Genomic DNA, 16,426 nt, shown 5'->3' with positions numbered 1-16,426 from the left:
CAAAGCAGATCACTTACCTGTTGCTGGGTCGCCTGTAGCAGGAATTATTTAAGAGAGATTTAAATGTTTACTATCAATGCTGAAGTACGTAAAGAGCAGGGTAAGGGTGCGAGCCGCCGCCTGCGTGCCGCTAACAAGTTCCCGGCAATCATCTACGGTGGCGCAGAAGCCCCGATTGCTATCGAACTGGATCACGACTCTGTGATGAACATGCAAGCTAAAGCTGAATTCTACAGCGAAGTTCTGACCATCGTTGTTGACGGTAAAGAAGTTAAAGTTAAAGCTCAGGCAGTACAGCGTCACGCTTACAAGCCGAAGCTGTCTCACATCGACTTCGTTCGCGCGTAATCGCCAACAAGTTGAAGAAAAACCCCGCCTCGGCGGGGTTTTTTTATGGCTCCAGGTCGGATAAGAGTCGCTAGCATCAACATCTGACAGTGCGTTATTGCCTGATGACGCTACGCGTATCAGGCCTCAACAGTATTCTCCAGCCGGTTAATTTCCGCCTGACGTCCGGCGTTGCAGCTGATCGCGCAGATTCGGCGGCGTGCCTTTGATGGTTAAGGTGTCAGTCGCCGGATCCCAGAAAATGCGCTCGCCTAACAGCATGGCATCAAAGTTAATGGTTAACCCACCGCCGCTACCGGCGTATTTGGTCAACTGGCGTAATGTACTGCGATCGGCCGGGAAACTCTCTTCCAGCTCATAGCCTTTATCCGCCGTAAACTCACTGAAGCTGACCTCACTCACGCCAGAAAGCTCTTTTGACAGCGATTCGAGTTCAATCTCTTCACCTGCCTGAAGCTGTTCATTACAGTAGCTGTACACCTGCTGACGCACATTTTGGCGTTCCGCTTTCCCCAGTTGTGCTTCTGCCGTGAAGTCATCCACCGCCTGCAGCAGACCCCGGTTCTGCGCTTTCGCGTTCAGCCCTTCGCTCGCACCAAGGAAATCCATAAAGAAATCAGCAACTTTTCGCCCTACCCGACCTTTCAGGAAGGTCAGATATCGCGTGGATTCCGGATTAGTTTCCCACTCGGTTAAATCAATACGCGCCACGATATCCGCATGATTGATGTCCAGGTAGTGCGTTGGGTTAATGTCCAGGTTTTCATTCACACGCATACTGCTTAAGTTGTTCAGCACCGCGACCAGCAGATACTCCACCGCCAGATAGCGATAGTGGCAGAACAGCACAATACCGCCGTCAGCAAACGGATACTTAGCCAGCTCATCACGTAAACGACCGGTTGCCGCACGGCTAAAGGCAAGAAAATCTTCCTCGCCCTGACGCTGCAACCGCAGCGTTTGCGCCAGTTCGCTCTCTTCGCTGAACAGGCCATACGCTTTGTTTTTCGCGCTATAGACCCGGTGCAGTTCAGCCACCATCTCGACAACGGTGGTTGTCGGTTCCAGTAATGAATCGCGCAGGACCAGCTCAAGGTTTTGCTCATCACGCTTGATAAGCTGGTGCAGGGCAATCTGGTTGATATCCAGACTCATGATAAACTCTCCTTTAAGACCGGGCGGTATTCAACCACCTGCTGGTCAGTGACGCAATAGAAGATAAAAAAGCAGAAAAAAAACTGTTGCTACGGTAATATGTTGCCCTTTCATGAACAAACTGATTTCGATTTATGCCACAACACTCCCGCTACAGTGACGAACACGTTGAACAATTACTGAGTGAACTGCTCAACGTACTGGAAAAACATAAGGCGCCGACCGACCTTTCCCTGATGGTATTGGGAAACATGGTGACGAACCTGATTAACACCAGCATCGCTCCGGCCCAACGCCAGGCGATTGCAGACTCTTTTGCCCGTGCCCTGAAGTCCTCGGTTAACGAAGACAAAGCGCACTAAGAACCGGCTCCGGGGAAAATAACGACAGTTTATGGTAACTCATCGTCAGCGCTACCGTGAAAAAGTCTCTCAGATGGTTAGCTGGGGGCACTGGTTTGCTCTGTTCAACATTCTGTTGGCCATGGCGCTTGGCAGTCGTTACCTGTTTGTCGCAGACTGGCCGACAACGCTTGCGGGTCGTATCTACTCCTACCTGAGCATTGTCGGGCATTTCAGTTTTCTGGTGTTTGCCACCTATCTGCTGATTCTGTTTCCCCTGACGTTTATCGTCATGTCCCAGCGGCTGATGCGTTTCTTATCAGCCATACTGGCGACGGCGGGCATGACGCTGTTGTTGATCGACAGCGAAGTCTTCACCCGCTTCCACCTGCATCTTAATCCCATTGTCTGGGAACTGGTCATTAACCCAGACCAGAACGAGATGGCGCGTGACTGGCAACTGATGTTTATCAGCGTGCCCATTATTCTGCTAATCGAAATGCTGTTTGCGACCTGGAGCTGGCAGAAACTGCGCAGCCTGACGCGTCGCCGCCATTTTGCCAGACCGCTTGCCGCCTTCCTTTTTGTCTCGTTTATTGCTTCACACATGGTGTACATCTGGGCTGATGCTAACTTCTATCGCCCGATCACCATGCAGCGCGCAAACCTACCGCTCTCTTATCCAATGACGGCGCGCCGCTTTCTTGAGAAACACGGTTTGCTGGATGCGCAAGAGTATCAGCGCCGTTTGGTGGAACAAGGGGATCCGGAAGCGGTATCCGTACAGTATCCATTGAGCGATCTGCAATACCGTGACATGGGAACGGGGCAAAACGTTCTGCTGATTACCGTGGATGGTCTGAACTATTCCCGTTATGAAAAACAGATGCCTGCGCTTGCCCGTTTTGCGGAACAGAGTATTTCGTTCACCCGTCATATGAGCTCGGGCAACACCTCGGATAACGGCATTTTTGGTCTGTTCTATGGCGTCTCCCCCAGCTATATGGACGGCATTTTGTCGACCAGAACGCCAGCAGCCTTGATTTCAGCACTGAATCAGCAAGGCTATCAGTTAGGCTTATTCTCGTCAGACGGATTCACCAGCCCGCTCTATCGCCAGGCGCTGCTGTCAGACTTCTCGATGCCGACGGTTCAGACGCAGTCTGATGCGCAAACAGCGAGTCAGTGGATTAACTGGCTGAGCCGCTACGCCCAGGAAGATAACCGCTGGTTCTCGTGGGTCTCCTTCAACGGCACTAACATTGACGACAGCAACCAGAAGAATTTTGCTAAACGGTATGCCCGCGCCGCGGAAGATGTCGATGCGCAAATTAACCGTGTGCTTACCGCGCTACAAGACGCCGGTAAACTGAACAACACAGTAGTGATCATTACTGCGGGGCGTGGTGTACCGCTGACTCAGGAAGAGAACAATTTTGACTGGTCCCGCGGACATCTGCAGGTGCCGCTTGTCATCCACTGGCCGGGAACACCAGCACAGCGGATTAACAGCCTGACTGACCATACCGACCTGATGACGACATTGATGCAACGGTTACTGCACGTGAGCACGCCTGCAAACGAGTACTCTCAGGGGCAGGATCTTTTCAATGCGAAGCGCCGCCATTACTGGGTGACGGCAGCCGACGGCAGCACAATGGCGGTGACCACGCCGGAAATGACGCTGGTGCTGAATAATAACGGCAACTATCAGACGTATGATCTGCGTGGAGAGAAGATAAAAGACCAGAAACCACAGCTGAGTCTGCTGTTGCAAGTATTGACGGATGAGAAACGGTTCATTGCTAACTGATTAATTATAAATCAGTTAGCATGACATCCCCTTGCAATCGTGGTGGAAAGCGGTAGTATTAGCACCCACGAGTCGGCACGTAGCGCAGCCTGGTAGCGCACTGTCATGGGGTGTCAGGGGTCGGAGGTTCAAATCCTCTCGTGCCGACCAAATAAATTAACTGTAACGCTCTATAGCGTTCAGTAACCCTACTAAACCCGCAACCAATCATGGTTTGCGGTTTTTTTTATATCCTTTTGTGCACACTAATGTCTACTTACATGCTGTTTTTTAGGGACTAGTATCGGGACCAGGAAATCTATAGTCCCATATGCCAGTAAAGACCGCCCCCTTAACGCCACGCAGATTAAAAACGCCATAGCTACTAGCAAAGAGATCACTCTGACGGATGACGGGGGATCAATCCTTCTCGTGAAGCTAAACGGCGTTAAGACCTGGCAACTGTGTTAGTACAAACCCGGAACTGATAAGCGCACAACGTGGACGTTAGGCAATTATCCTGTTTTATTTTTAGCCGATACCAGAGAAAGACGGGATGCAGCCAAAGCATTATTGGCGGTAGGAACAGACCCGCAGCATCATAAGCGCCAGCAGGAAGAAGCAGAGGAAGTGCACAAAGGACATACGTTTCGAACTGTCGCAACAAGTTGGTACGAAATGAAGAAAAGTCAGAACCTTGCCGCCAACACAATAAAAGACATATGGCGCTCACTGGAAAAGTATGTATTTCCAGATCTGGGTGATCGCCCAATAACAGAACTCACCGCACGTATGTTTGTTTTGATGCTGGAGCCAATCAAGGCACGAGGAAATCTGGAAACACTGAAACGGGTGCTACAACGTATTAATGAGGTTATGGACTGCGCTGCAAACAGTGGGCTTATTGAGGTTAACACCGCCTCAAATGTTCGCAAGGCGTTCCCTACTCCGGTTAAGAAACCCGTGTCTACCATCCGCCAGAGCAATTACCGGAGCTGATGCGGGCTACCTCATTGCCAGTATTGAACGACAACTCAGCCTGCTGATTGAGTGACAATTGTTGACTGTTGTTGACTGTTACCCGTTCAGCCGAAGCCAGGTGGCTTGAGTGAAGCAATCAGCCGCAGGATATCATCCCAATAATGATGATGTTTTTCCCATAATTAAAGCGATGCGAAGATATTTTCATGGGCGCGTCATCCCTGTGCAGTTGAGCCAAATGACGTCTGATTGTTTTTTTGCTCAAACCTAAATTAACCTCCATCATCCAGATACAGCCCCGCGTCTTCCTCAGTATTTTCAAGCCAGGAGCTGTACATATACCAGATTTGTTATATTAATCGATGCAAATTATTCGCCTATATAACTCATTACCTCAGCCAATTCTGCTTTTGCCTGTTCCAGCTTTCGTTTTTTATTTGCAATTTTAATCTTGTCCCCTGTTTCCCTGGCATTCCTCAGTTCAGTTGTACGTTCTATGACTTTTTGTTCTTTCTCTCTGATTTTTTCATTGCATTTATAAACAACATCAGAATCGTTACAATATCGGTTAACCTTCATTAAAGCCCTTTCAAGTCCTTCTACACGATAATGATTACCATATGTTTTAGCATATTCTATCTGTCTTTGTAACCGTTGTTTTTTGACTGCACAATCTGTAGAGGCCGCAGCACTACTTGCCGATATAAATACGAACATGGTAATAGTTGCCGTTGCTTTCATATATTTATTCATTTAATTAATCTCCGTATAACTCATGAGTTTGTTTATATTCTTGTGCAAAAAAAATGTAAACCCCCTCTTTTGTCATAATTAACAAAAGAGTTGACAATGAAATTTAAGAAAATTTCCGACATTATGTTTTTCTGTACACAACATTTATGCGGCGAAACAGTTTCCTCCTTCATCTATAGCAAAGTGGCAAAATAGCGCAGTTCCTTAATATTTTTTAGGTTAAGTTTTGAGATGATTTCCCTGGCATGATAATAACAGGACTTAGATCTCATCCCTGTTATATCGGCCACTGCCTGAATATCTAACCCGTATTTAAACCCTTCCAGCACAGCGTTTTGTTTCGGGGATAGCATCTTACAGAACCTGACTTTAGTACATTGTGCAAGCCAGAATTCTTTCGATGTTTTAACCTTACTGAGGCGATGTAATTTATTGCTAACTGACAATACAGGTGTATCTATACTGACAGATGGAACCTGCTTGAACATTCTCGACATGATACCATCCCGGCTTATCCCAAATATAATCGATGACGACGGCGTTCTTTCTATATAACATTCAAGAATCGCCACACTACCGATACGATCAATATCAACAATTACTATCGGGTATGATAGCAAAGGAATTTCTGCTGTCTGAACAAGTAACGAAATTCCATTTACCAGGAAGTTATCATCACTGATGACCATTATATTGCCTTTATTCACATTTCTATCGTAAATATCTGTATTTATATTCATACTCTAATCACAAGAAATTTATATTATTGAATAATTCAGATGTTTCAGAACTATCATCGTTGGCATTATCTATACTGGAGATAATGGAGTCATTCCACTCGATAATTAACAGGCGGCTCTTATAATAAACGCAGTCATTCTGGTTTTAACATTATCCTCTGAACGCTGAAACAATATTCATCCTACTCATTTTGATTTCAGCTAGTCAGTAAGCACTCTGAGTAAAACGCTTATCAAAAGGAAATAATAACGCTGCTTCATGACGTAGTTCCTCAGCCCGCAAGTATTGCCGCTGCAGTAACAAGACAACGACCTGGTTGGCATAAACATTTTTGTCTATACGATGATTTAAATATGCCTGCGCCCACTGTGCATAGTCTTCCAATAACTGTTCATCATGCGAACGATTGAAGACCAACAATCCGGCCAGTTGCAGATCAAACTGTAATCTTTCACTCTGTGTCCAGCTCACCCATACCGGCATATCCTCCACCCATTGCATGTCTAGTAATCCGTAACGTTCCGCCTGAGTGAGTTTCTGACCACTGTATCCACCTGCTACTGCAACGAATAACCCCGCCAACGACAGTGCCAGCATTGGGTATTTCCATCGTTTCAGCTTCCCGCCTTTGCTAAGACGTGGGCTAACCAGCCGATCGAGCATCGCTAGTAGCAACAAAAAAACCAGCCAGTGCAGCGTAGAAAGGTAAAACGGATATTCGGTCTGGCAATGTAACACTATTGGTAGCAGTGCGATAAACAGCGCCAACGCCTCCCCGGCGGAGGTTTTCCCATGGGAAAATGCCCGGCTGTCACGCCAGTAGGCACGCACCATCAACCTCAGTCCCCCCAACACTAACAACAACATTCCCAGAAGACCGGCAATTCCACCTTCTACCCACCACAGCAACAGCTCGTTATGAGGATGGCGGACAATACCCACTCCTTGCGTTGATAGCCCTTGCGCCATACGAAAGTGCTGAAAACTATATTCGAATCCCCCATAGCCCCAGCCAGATAGCGGTTTCTCAGCAATCATTTTCAGTGTAGAAATCAACATCGCGTAGCGTGCATTGGTGGGGCCTGTGTGGCTGGAGTAGCGTAATACGCTGCTCAAATCATCTCCCCACCACAGCAGCGATACCCCCACCAGAGTGCTACCTACAACTAACAGTGATGCAATGGCAACAAACCGAAAATAACGGCGACCAAAGCACAGAATAAACGCCCCCAGCACCAAAGCGCCAGCCAGCCAGCCGGTTCTGGATTGCAACCACACCAAAACCATTGTCAGTACTACCAGCAGCACAGCCAGTACACGGCGGCGCCAGTATTCAGCGTTCAGCTTCAACAAATGGAATTCCGGCAACACAAAGGCCGAGACCGCCAGAGCCAATCCGGTAGCGATAAAGCTGGCAGTCACATTCGCCTGTTGAAAAATCCCCAGAGAGCGCCCCCCCACCGGGATCCAGTGTTGGGTAAACTGTGGCGCAAATAACTGCAGCAATACCATCAACGCCTGAACTGTTGCCGCAAGCAAAATCAAATACAGCACAGCCTGCCGATACCGCGCGGTCATACGTACTTGTAGCCATGTGAAGTAGAACAATCCCCCTCCCCACAGCCCTACCAACCGCCAGGCGGCGGTGCCCTGCCATTCAGGCCGGGTAAAAAGGATCGGCAGCAACAACACCAGGCAGGCGAGAAACACTATGCGGCAAGTGGTCGTAATGACTGTTTGTCGCAGTGACACGGCTAGCCAGCAAGCCACCATGACTAAGGCCGCCCCAACGCAGAAGAGAACGTTAAAGGGCAGCGCCCACCCCACACCGCCAGGATTGGGCAGATAAAAAAATGTGGGGATAAAAAGCAAAAATGTAAATAAGAAAAAAACGCGACCAAATATCATCAAAACGACCAAATCAGCTTATTAAGGGCGTAACATTCCAATAGTCCACATCCACACCGTATTAAAACCAAGCACTAATGTCGCCCCCAGCGCGGGAACAGGCATTTCTCGGTTACTACACCACCGTGCAGACTTATATCTTTCGACGACGTGCCCATGGATGAAGAGGCTTTTTTATACATAGCACTCCCACGCGCATGTTTGTGGGATCCGGGTATATCTGAGCGCACACGGCTTGACCTGGAGTTCAGCGCGATGGGGATCAGGCATTTTTGCATGAGCCCCCCCTCCCAATGAAACACCCGGCATACGACCTCGCGTACCATCGTCACCACCTGGGCCCAGCAGCGGAATGCAGCTACGCAACGGTAGACACCCGACACGAAGATGATGCCCAGGAATAGCGGTCGGGTTGTCCGCCCCTTATTGGTACGAAACATTCACGATAGAACTCCCAGACAGGGACCCTGCGACACCATATGCAGCTAGCCCTTGCGTCATCACCCTAAGCGGCAGGGGTACATCGCCGGGTTCAGAAACACTAATACGACCGGGTTTCCCAAACCCGTTCCCCCAGTCTAGTACAGCGGAGGTCAGGGAATTCCCCCCAAGTGGTATGATTTCACCACTATTAGTCTCTATGATAATGTTCGCAGGCGACGTACATGACAGCTTTACCCCCCCCACGCTTTGTTCTCCCACATCAGAACCTAACGTAGCCTGTAGCTGCACGGAGATTGTATTGGGTGTGATAGTACAGCTCGTCGCCTGTACTATGCCCCGTGCGCAATTCGATATGATTGTCCCGGCGGTCATGGCGGCCCCATACTGATCGGATGCGGCAACCGCTATACACGGTGAATATTCTTCACCTGGTTGTAATGGAAGATAATCTTGCCCGACGCGCTCTTTGTCAGTGACAGCTGCCCACCATTCCCCAACAGTTTTATACGACGACTGGGGGCCCGGGGTCTGCCAGCCTAAGTCCGCAGATACATACCCCGCCTTACCATCTGGAAGCCACGATTCGTTTATCGTGAACATTATCAGTTTGCATCTCGGTTTTCCGTAGCATGGGTTGGGAGTCGGGTCTATCGTCGACGCCCCCGAAATCTTCGCTGAAAACGGGCCCGCTGGGATGTAAGGTACTTCGGTCACTGCCAGCATCACATTGGCGGAGCAGGTATTCGACAGCACAGTGCTGCTGAGGAACGCCATTAGTATTAGTTTTGAAAGTTGCATTCGAAGTGCCACGTTTTTGGTCTCTGAATTTTATCTATCCGGCTGTACCATCCAATGGATGACCCAGCATTCGTTACGCCCATATTGTCCGCCATGCTTCGTACATTCGCCCCCGTAACTTAGTCTCTGCCGGTCAGGTTCTGTACTCGAACTGGCTCGTAAAGCCGCGCGTGTCGCGCAGGATGGTTGTCCCGCGCTCTGGGCACTATGGAGGCCGCCGCGGGACTAAACCCTATCCCCAACCAGCCAAAACTCGGTGTAATCCATTCGGTTATTCATATTCCAGGCTAAAGGTGGCCACCGCGCTAAACGGCCCGCGTTCTATCGTTTTATGTTTCAATGCGTCCGGCTCCCCCTGCACATAGGCCTGCGCCACAAGAATGTTGGTACCGCTGACCAATGCCTGCTGCTTACCTTGCTGATTAATCGGTAACGGTTCGCCCTGTGGGGTCTCCATCCCGATGGCTATACCGCTGGCCTGACTGCTGCCGCTCAGCGCCAACATCCCCGGTAGCGCCGCACTTTCCGTGCCGCTAAAAGTCACCCTGACCGTTTTCCCCAGGCTGAGATCGCACTGCACCAGATGCAGCTCAAACGTCTGACCGAGCGTGCGGGTATTTATATACAGGTACTTGTCTATTACCGTGTTAAAATCCAACACTACCGTTTCATCCCCCGGCGGGATCACGCAGGGCTCTGCGACCAGAACACCGTGCAGGCGCATATTCTCCACCGCCAAACTCAAATGGCTGCACAGCAGCAGCGCTGCCGTTGCGCACCAAGTCACCTTGTTAACCATGGCTATTCTCTGCCTCATTGGTACACCGCCAGCAAGGTGGCGCTCGCCTCAAACGCCCCTTCCTTCAGCACTGCTCCTGGTCGCCTGACCGGCACAGCCTTCAGCGTGGGAGCCTCGTTCAAATTGATCGGGATCGGTTTATTCAACGTAAACCGCTCGCCGTTTTGCAGCAGGCGGATAGCCAAATCCTCCACGTTGCTCTTAATCGCTGATTCATCGTAATCAGCCGGGGTACCGACGACTTCCAGCGTCATGCTCCATTCACCAGCACCGGCACCGGCACCGGCACCACAGATGATCTGATAGTTCACCTGTTGCAGGTAGTTAACGCCGTCGACTCTGTTAACCCCAACATGGCTACCGAAATCGATATCCACCATGCCGCCGTCGTTGATGGTGCATGGTGGTGGTTCGATCAGGGTGCCGAAAAAACGCATATTGTCCACCGCTGCTACCGGACCTCCCAGGACCATTAACAGAAAGATGCTGCCAAACCGCGCCACTACCTCAGCTCTTTTCACTGGAATTCCACCTCCATAGTCGCCCCGGCGGAAAAATCCCCACCACTCAATGTGACCCCGGCCTGCCTGATCGGTACCGCCTCAAACGTTGGCAGACTGGGATAGGTAAAATTCACCCAACTATTGATCGGCTGCCGATTGCCGTTACGCAGCAATGCCACCCCCAGACCGTCCTTGTTGGTTTGCAGCACGTCGCCATCAAACTCTGCGCCGATCCCCTGAATCTGCATTTTCATCGCATTATTCGACACGTTTTTACACTCCACCGAATACACCACAGGCTGTTTCCTGTAGCTACCATCGATACGGGTGGTCATCACATCGTTGCCGAAATTCACCTCGATCGGGATATTGTTGTTAATCACACAGGGTGGTGGCGCGACAATAGTCACCGTCACGTTGATCGTAGCAATTGCCTGCACCTGCGGGCCGTAGAACAATACACACGTCGCCAGTACACAACCGGGCAAACACCATCTAAACTTTGCCTTCATGACACTTCCCTTAGTCATAGCTGAGCTGGAAATCCACCACTGCCGCATAGGCTCCGGGTAGCAACGGTGCGGGGGTACGTTCCAGCGTGATGGTGTAGTTCAGCGCATTTTGCCCCACAGCCAGGGCCAACGGCGCTCCCCTACTGCCGAGGCGAATATCCCGGCCACGTTCGTCAGTCATGCGCAATGCCACCCCGGAGGCACCGCGTACCTTCACCAGTTTCGGATTATCGACGTCTGCCAATGCGATAAAGCTGACCGACACCGCTGGCTGATAGGGAATCCACAACCGATTGCCGTTACGCTCATCCCGGCTATCCGCAGGGCTCCGCAGGCAGTCTCGCAATAGCAGTTGGACATCCACCGGGACACCACGATCGCCAGGTTTCACCAGTTGTGCCGTGGAGGTACCGCCCAGCCACACCGACTGATAAGCGCTTACCATCTCGAGACGGCAGGCACTTTCCGTTATTTCACCGTTCACATGCAGCACGCCGTGGGCATCGTCTACCTGCCAGCTGTTCTCCGCCATTGCTGGTAATGGCAGCCATAACATCGCTGTAAGCGTCATCACCAGAGCTTGTCGCCACGCATATCGAGGATGATCACCGCCGTTCCACCGCCGGGAGTTTGTTCGCATCGCTTATCTGCCTGTTGTTTCAGTGAACCTTATTTGCTACCTGCCACTGCCAGGCAGCCTGCACCATTACAGTTAAAACTCAGTTGAGGCCGGCCGCCGTAATCGTTGACATAAGTCAGCACTGGCGCCTTGCCCAGCGCAGAAGCGACGACCTTCAGCGGCGCACTGCCTTTGGGAGCCACCATCAGCGGTTCGAAGCCCGGAGCGCTGGCCCCCCCTTTTTTGCTGCTGGCGTCAACCAGCGTCACGTAATAGGGTGTTGGGTTGTTCACCAGGTAGCTGTCATCAGCCAGTCTGGTCAGCGTCAGCTTTTCCTGCCACGGCGCGCTGGCTTCCGGATTGGCTACCGTAATCGCTTTCGGCCGGTAGAACAGCTTAATACGGGTTTGCAGCGCCAGTTGCAGCGTATTAGGCTTGTCGCTCTTCGGTGGAATTTCGCGCAGGTTGAAGTAGAACAGCGTCTCACGATCTTGCGGCAGCGAACTGGCGGCTGGCATCCCCTGAACTTTCACCTGACTTTTGGCTCCCGGCTCCAGGCGCTGCACCGGCGGTAAAACAGTCAGGGGACTGGTGATTTTTTTGCCGTAGGCATCTTCGATCCAACCCTGAGCCAGGTAAGGCAAATGTTTGTTCTCGTTACTTATATTCATGCTCACCGACTTGTCGCCGCCGTTGAAGATCACCCGGGTGCGGTCCAGTGCAATAGCGGCCGTCGCCTGTTGAGCGCCCAGTAGGCCCGTCAGGATGCCGACAATTAATGTCACTACATGGTTAGTTTTCATTGTTCTCTACTCTTCAATAGTTTTTAACACTTTGCCGCTGGCCACCGGGCCGCAAGGCAGAAACAGACTACTCAACTGGTCAAGCGACAGCGTCTGCGGCAAGATAAAGCTGCACTGCTCCACGCCGCCCCAGCTCACATTCATGGCTTCTCCGGCGTTGATGCCACTCAGGTACACTTCGCCGTTGTCATTGATAATGCCTACCTCCTGCCGTTTCTCGTTGTGCACCGTGGCACCAAACGGCGGGGCAGAGCCGTCCGCCAGTCGCACCACCGCCGTCGCTTTCTCGCCAGCGATCACTTCAAAGTGCCGGTAGCCGATGGCACCTTCGGTTAGGGTGGCCTGCGCCACGCTCTGACTGACTTCGGCGTTTTCCGGCAGCGCATTCAGATCGATACTGAACTGGTTGCGGTAGTAACTCCCGATGTCCACCACCACCGCTTTGCCGAAGGCGTTACTCAGAGTCGGTGAGCTATAACCGCGGATCGGGATCCCCGGTACTCCGTCGGTATCCAGCAACATGCGGGTACCACCGCTCATGCTATTGCGGTGCAACGCAGCCCCTTTCAGGGTGGCGGTCGCGCCGCCCTGCATCGACAGCCCCAGTGAGCTGTATTGCCCCGCCAGATAGCTGGCGCTGACGTTCACCTGGCTGAGATCGCCACTGTGGCTGTAGTAGCCGCTGGCAGTCGCACCGCTGCGCGCAGTGCCGGCGCTCACCTGATAGGTATCGCGCTCATTGAGTCGGTCGTAATACCCTATCTGGTGGGTATTATCGTTGCGGTTGTAACTGCCGCTGTAGCTCAGCGAGCCATCGCGGCCCCACGGCAGTGACATAGTCAGATACATGCCGTCGTCGTTGGTGCCGTTATATTTGTTGCGATAACCGGTAAGCGACAGGCTAATATTCCTGAGTCTCCCCAGATCGAAATACCGTGACAGCGTCAAGTTGTAACGGTCATTCGCTGGCCGATCCCAATAGGTCTGGTGGTTATAGTTGAGATACGCACTTAACCCCAGGTCGCGGAACTGCTGGTTAAAGGTGATGGTGTACATCTCCTTGCTACTGTTAATTCGTGTACCGTCCCGACGTGCATCCAGGTAATCACCCATCGACATATAGTTGCGCTCCGAGAAACGGTAGCCGGCAAAGGTCACCTGGCTGTCATAGTCGTCAAAACGTTTGGAATAGCTCAGGCGGTACGAACCACCGCTCAGCGTGCTATGTTGCGGTAAGCTGGCGCGTGACAGAGTGGTGTCGAACGACAGTGCGCCGAACATCATCAGGTCGCGACCCACCCCCAGCGCCAGCGCATTGTAATCGCCGCCCGCTATGCCGCCGCCGTACAGCGACCAGCCGTTGCTCACACCCCAGGAAAACTCACCGGTGCCGAACAGTGACCCGTCGCTATGATGTGCCCAGTCCACTGGCCGGCCGGCCGCCACTTTGTAACGTACCGAGCCGGGGCGGGTCAGGTACGGAATACTGGCGGTGTCCATCCTGAACTCCTGCACGCTGCCATCCTGCTCTTCCACCCGAACATCCAGTTGACCGCTAACCGCGTCGTTGATGTCCTGAATGCGAAACGGCCCCGCAGCCACCTGAGTTTCATACAACACTCTCCCTTGCTGGCGAATAATTACCCTGGCATTACTGCGCGCCACGCCAGTCACCTCCGGCGCATAACCACGCAAATTGGGCGGCAGCATGTTGTCATCAGTCACCAGGCTGGCACCGGCAAAACGCACACTGTCAAAGATATCGGAGTTTAAATAGTCCTCACCCATCGTCAGTCTGGCGCCCAGCGTAGGCAATGCACGGTAAGCGTAGTAGCGGCTCCAGTCCCAGCTGGTTCGGGTCAATTCCCCCGTGCCGCCCTGGTGGTCCAGCCGCGATTGCCAGTCAGCCCTCAGCCGCCAGGCCCCAAGATTTCCTCCCAGGGTCCCATTGCCGCTGAGGTTATAACTTTGCGTGCCCTGTTTTTGTTGGCGCTGGCTCAGCGCATTCAGGTTGTAATCAAACAATATTCCCGAAATTCCCTCGTCCCAGCGCGAAGGCGGATCCCAGTTTTCCGCGGTATATTCCAGATACGCCTGCGGAATATTCAGGTACAGCGCCGCCGCGCCTAAATCGCCGCGCACTTCCATCCCTTCCAGACTATGAGGATCCAGACACTGGTTCTGGTGCCACCATGTCAGTTTCAGTAACGCAGATTCTTTTAAGCCCAGTTGTTCAACCAACTGCGACGTAATACAGGCTTCACTGCCTTTGGCATCGTTATCCGGCGGGTAAAACGCTACCGGCTGTTCGGTTAATGTCTGTTTATTAATATGCACGGCAAACAAATAGTCTCCGGGCATAATAAAGTTGTTTCGAGAAAACTGTCCGAGGTCAATATTGGCACGATCCGTCACATCCAGCACGTCGGTATTGAATTCAATATCAGAAGCTGCGGCGCGGACGGAATTTCCCGTCAAAATAAAGGAGATTAACAGTCCCAGAATTCGTGGTGGAACTTTTCCTATATAGCCATACGACGGCATAGTTGACATCCACAGTCCCTTTTATTAATGATATTTCCACAGTTACAACATTCAGGTAGACTTAGTAGTAATCCATTTTAAATCGCACGGTGGAATAATAGTTACCCGCTTTCATTACCTGATTATTACCTATCAACCGCAGACTATAATTAAACTCCATAGTACCCGGCTGCAGCTCATTTTTAACCATAGGGATACCCGGCGAGGCAATATTACCCTGCGCATCGGATATTTGCAGAGCAATGCCCTTCGCACTTCCATCAACACCAAATAATCCGGCATCCTCTCTGCCATCAAAAGTTACGAAAAAAAATCGCCAATTCTGCAGCGTAGGGTTAAAATTTTCTAACGTGCAATTTACTAAGGTAATACTAAAATAATGCCGTTCACTTTGACCATCACGCATAATTTGGCTGATGGGAGTCGTTTTCATTTTAATAGTTTGATCGAAGCTTTTTGTATCAATCGCACAGGCCGAAGTAATAATCTGACCATTTATGCTCACTTCGCCACGCCCCGGACTAAAAGATAATGCCAGATGTGAATACAGTGTAATCAGAGCAGTTATAATAATCAGAATAAAAACTTTACTCTGCAATAGATACATGCTCTCCCCCGAACTACGATAATTAAACACTTCAAGTCGCATGCGTCTTGAAGTGTGGGAAATAATAGCTACGTGTTACTGGTAAGAGAGTTTAAAATCAGCAACAGAACTGAATTCACCGGGGACGATAGCAGCTGAAGCACCGTCGCCCTGCAGGTTTGCGCTGAAGCGCAGAGTCTCTTCACCGTTTGAAATTTCTTGCATCTTACTGGCTTGGGTCAACGGCAGCAGTTTACCGTCGATGTCGTTGATAGCGATGCTGGCACCGCGTGCAGTACCTCTCATTGCCAGCAAACCAGGCGCAGCTTCAGACTCAGCACCACTGAAGGTGGTAGTCACATTTTTAGCAGTTGCAACATCACACCCAACCAGCTTGATCAGAAAATCCTGTGGCGTAGACTTGCCGCCGTCTTTCAGCTGTGCAGAGGCGATAGCGCCCAACTGTATAGTCTGGTCTATGCTGCCTGGCTCAATAGAACATGGTGCATCGATGATTGTTCCTTTAAAAGTCACGGTACCGGCCCCCTGATTAGCCGCGTTAGCCATGGAGATGGAGCCCAGAGCCATTACGGCTGCCAACATAATCTTGTTCATTTCCACTTGATATTTATCCTTAATAAACAGTTTTCTTTTATCTAACTACTACGGTCACTGAACACATTCACATATAAGAAGCACACGATTAATTAGCGGCTATGTTGATATATAGAATGCACTACGCAAGATACGTTTCGTGACGAGGGAAATAGTATCACCCGCCCCCCCCCCCGGAATATTT

15 protein-coding genes, 1 tRNA gene and 1 pseudogene are annotated in these 16,426 nt (G+C 51.0%); 5 read left to right on the top strand and 12 right to left on the bottom strand.

Going from position 1 to position 16,426, the window contains the following annotated elements:
• Positions 1-63 precede the first annotated feature (63 nt).
• A complete protein-coding gene (gene rplY, locus NNO04_RS08885; RefSeq protein ID WP_162379212.1) occupies positions 64-348 on the top strand; it encodes a 50S ribosomal protein L25 in 285 nt (94 codons plus the stop codon).
• Between the two features lie 147 nt (positions 349-495).
• Here rplY and yejK read toward each other — a convergent pair whose 3' ends face one another.
• A complete protein-coding gene (gene yejK, locus NNO04_RS08880; RefSeq protein ID WP_162379211.1) occupies positions 496-1,503 on the bottom strand; it encodes a nucleoid-associated protein YejK in 1,008 nt (335 codons plus the stop codon).
• A 134-nt stretch (positions 1,504-1,637) separates the two neighbouring features.
• Here yejK and NNO04_RS08875 point away from each other — a divergent pair, with 134 nt between their 5' ends.
• The 4 genes and pseudogenes from NNO04_RS08875 to NNO04_RS22770 all read left to right on the top strand — a co-directional run.
• On the top strand, positions 1,638-1,865 hold the full coding sequence (locus NNO04_RS08875; RefSeq protein ID WP_162379210.1) for a YejL family protein: 228 nt from the start codon (positions 1,638-1,640) through the stop codon (positions 1,863-1,865).
• A 31-nt stretch (positions 1,866-1,896) separates the two neighbouring features.
• Positions 1,897-3,657, top strand: a complete 1,761-nt coding sequence (yejM, locus tag NNO04_RS08870; protein WP_271444343.1) for an LPS biosynthesis-modulating metalloenzyme YejM — start codon at positions 1,897-1,899, stop codon at positions 3,655-3,657.
• 73 nt (positions 3,658-3,730) lie between these two features.
• Positions 3,731-3,807, top strand: a tRNA-Pro gene (locus tag NNO04_RS08865).
• A 150-nt stretch (positions 3,808-3,957) separates the two neighbouring features.
• Positions 3,958-4,687 (top strand): annotated as a pseudogene (locus tag NNO04_RS22770) (phage integrase central domain-containing protein); the annotation flags it as partial.
• A gap of 299 nt (positions 4,688-4,986) precedes the next feature.
• On the opposite strand, the gene NNO04_RS08855 reads toward NNO04_RS22770, so the two are convergent.
• The 11 genes from NNO04_RS08855 to NNO04_RS08805 form a co-directional block, all read right to left on the bottom strand.
• Positions 4,987-5,370: a DUF1090 domain-containing protein gene (locus NNO04_RS08855; RefSeq protein ID WP_271444341.1), complete on the bottom strand. Its 384-nt coding sequence runs from the start codon at positions 5,368-5,370 to the stop codon at positions 4,987-4,989.
• A gap of 173 nt (positions 5,371-5,543) precedes the next feature.
• Positions 5,544-6,059 (bottom strand): hypothetical protein, encoded by a 516-nt coding sequence (locus NNO04_RS08850; protein WP_271444340.1) that lies wholly within the window; start codon positions 6,057-6,059, stop codon positions 5,544-5,546.
• Between the two features lie 256 nt (positions 6,060-6,315).
• Positions 6,316-7,863 (bottom strand): PglL family O-oligosaccharyltransferase, encoded by a 1,548-nt coding sequence (locus tag NNO04_RS08845; RefSeq protein ID WP_271444339.1) that lies wholly within the window; start codon positions 7,861-7,863, stop codon positions 6,316-6,318.
• 1,669 nt (positions 7,864-9,532) lie between these two features.
• Positions 9,533-10,060: a fimbrial protein gene (locus NNO04_RS08840; protein WP_271444338.1), complete on the bottom strand. Its 528-nt coding sequence runs from the start codon at positions 10,058-10,060 to the stop codon at positions 9,533-9,535.
• 14 nt (positions 10,061-10,074) lie between these two features.
• Positions 10,075-10,581, bottom strand: a complete 507-nt coding sequence (locus NNO04_RS08835) for a fimbrial protein (RefSeq protein WP_271444337.1) — start codon at positions 10,579-10,581, stop codon at positions 10,075-10,077.
• Positions 10,578-11,075, bottom strand: a complete 498-nt coding sequence (locus tag NNO04_RS08830; protein WP_271444336.1) for a fimbrial protein — start codon at positions 11,073-11,075, stop codon at positions 10,578-10,580. Before NNO04_RS08830 ends, NNO04_RS08835 begins: the two co-directional genes overlap by 4 nt.
• A 10-nt stretch (positions 11,076-11,085) precedes the next feature.
• On the bottom strand, positions 11,086-11,715 hold the full coding sequence (locus tag NNO04_RS08825) for a fimbrial protein (protein WP_271444335.1): 630 nt from the start codon (positions 11,713-11,715) through the stop codon (positions 11,086-11,088).
• Between the two features lie 29 nt (positions 11,716-11,744).
• Positions 11,745-12,497, bottom strand: a complete 753-nt coding sequence (locus tag NNO04_RS08820; RefSeq protein WP_271444334.1) for a fimbria/pilus periplasmic chaperone — start codon at positions 12,495-12,497, stop codon at positions 11,745-11,747.
• Positions 12,498-12,503: 6 nt separating this feature from the next.
• On the bottom strand, positions 12,504-15,050 hold the full coding sequence (locus NNO04_RS08815) for an outer membrane usher protein (RefSeq protein ID WP_271444333.1): 2,547 nt from the start codon (positions 15,048-15,050) through the stop codon (positions 12,504-12,506).
• A gap of 52 nt (positions 15,051-15,102) precedes the next feature.
• Positions 15,103-15,648, bottom strand: a complete 546-nt coding sequence (locus tag NNO04_RS08810; RefSeq protein WP_271444332.1) for a fimbrial protein — start codon at positions 15,646-15,648, stop codon at positions 15,103-15,105.
• Positions 15,649-15,723: 75 nt separating this feature from the next.
• Entirely contained in the window at positions 15,724-16,248 is a 525-nt protein-coding gene (locus tag NNO04_RS08805; RefSeq protein ID WP_271444331.1) for a fimbrial protein, read from the bottom strand.
• Between the last annotated feature and the right edge of the window lie 178 nt (positions 16,249-16,426).

The sequence above is a fragment of the Citrobacter sp. Awk 4 genome, assembly GCF_028069725.1.
In the GTDB taxonomy this organism is placed as follows: Bacteria; Pseudomonadota; Gammaproteobacteria; order Enterobacterales; family Enterobacteriaceae; genus Citrobacter_D.
Note: the sequence above shows the minus strand (reverse complement) of the source record. Positions and strands in the feature narration are given on the sequence as shown.

Coding starts and splice junctions, on each gene's coding strand:
- NNO04_RS08875 (WP_162379210.1), top strand. CDS start 1,638: ATGCCACAACACTCCCGCTACAGTGACGAACACGTTGAACAATTACTG.
- NNO04_RS08820 (WP_271444334.1), bottom strand. CDS start 12,497: ATGAAAACTAACCATGTAGTGACATTAATTGTCGGCATCCTGACGGGC.
- NNO04_RS08850 (WP_271444340.1), bottom strand. CDS start 6,059: ATGGTCATCAGTGATGATAACTTCCTGGTAAATGGAATTTCGTTACTT.
- NNO04_RS08815 (WP_271444333.1), bottom strand. CDS start 15,050: ATGTCAACTATGCCGTCGTATGGCTATATAGGAAAAGTTCCACCACGA.
- NNO04_RS08840 (WP_271444338.1), bottom strand. CDS start 10,060: ATGGTTAACAAGGTGACTTGGTGCGCAACGGCAGCGCTGCTGCTGTGC.
- yejM (WP_271444343.1), top strand. CDS start 1,897: ATGGTAACTCATCGTCAGCGCTACCGTGAAAAAGTCTCTCAGATGGTT.
- NNO04_RS08825 (WP_271444335.1), bottom strand. CDS start 11,715: ATGCGAACAAACTCCCGGCGGTGGAACGGCGGTGATCATCCTCGATAT.
- NNO04_RS08830 (WP_271444336.1), bottom strand. CDS start 11,075: ATGAAGGCAAAGTTTAGATGGTGTTTGCCCGGTTGTGTACTGGCGACG.
- rplY (WP_162379212.1), top strand. CDS start 64: ATGTTTACTATCAATGCTGAAGTACGTAAAGAGCAGGGTAAGGGTGCG.
- yejK (WP_162379211.1), bottom strand. CDS start 1,503: ATGAGTCTGGATATCAACCAGATTGCCCTGCACCAGCTTATCAAGCGT.
- NNO04_RS08810 (WP_271444332.1), bottom strand. CDS start 15,648: ATGTATCTATTGCAGAGTAAAGTTTTTATTCTGATTATTATAACTGCT.
- NNO04_RS08855 (WP_271444341.1), bottom strand. CDS start 5,370: ATGAATAAATATATGAAAGCAACGGCAACTATTACCATGTTCGTATTT.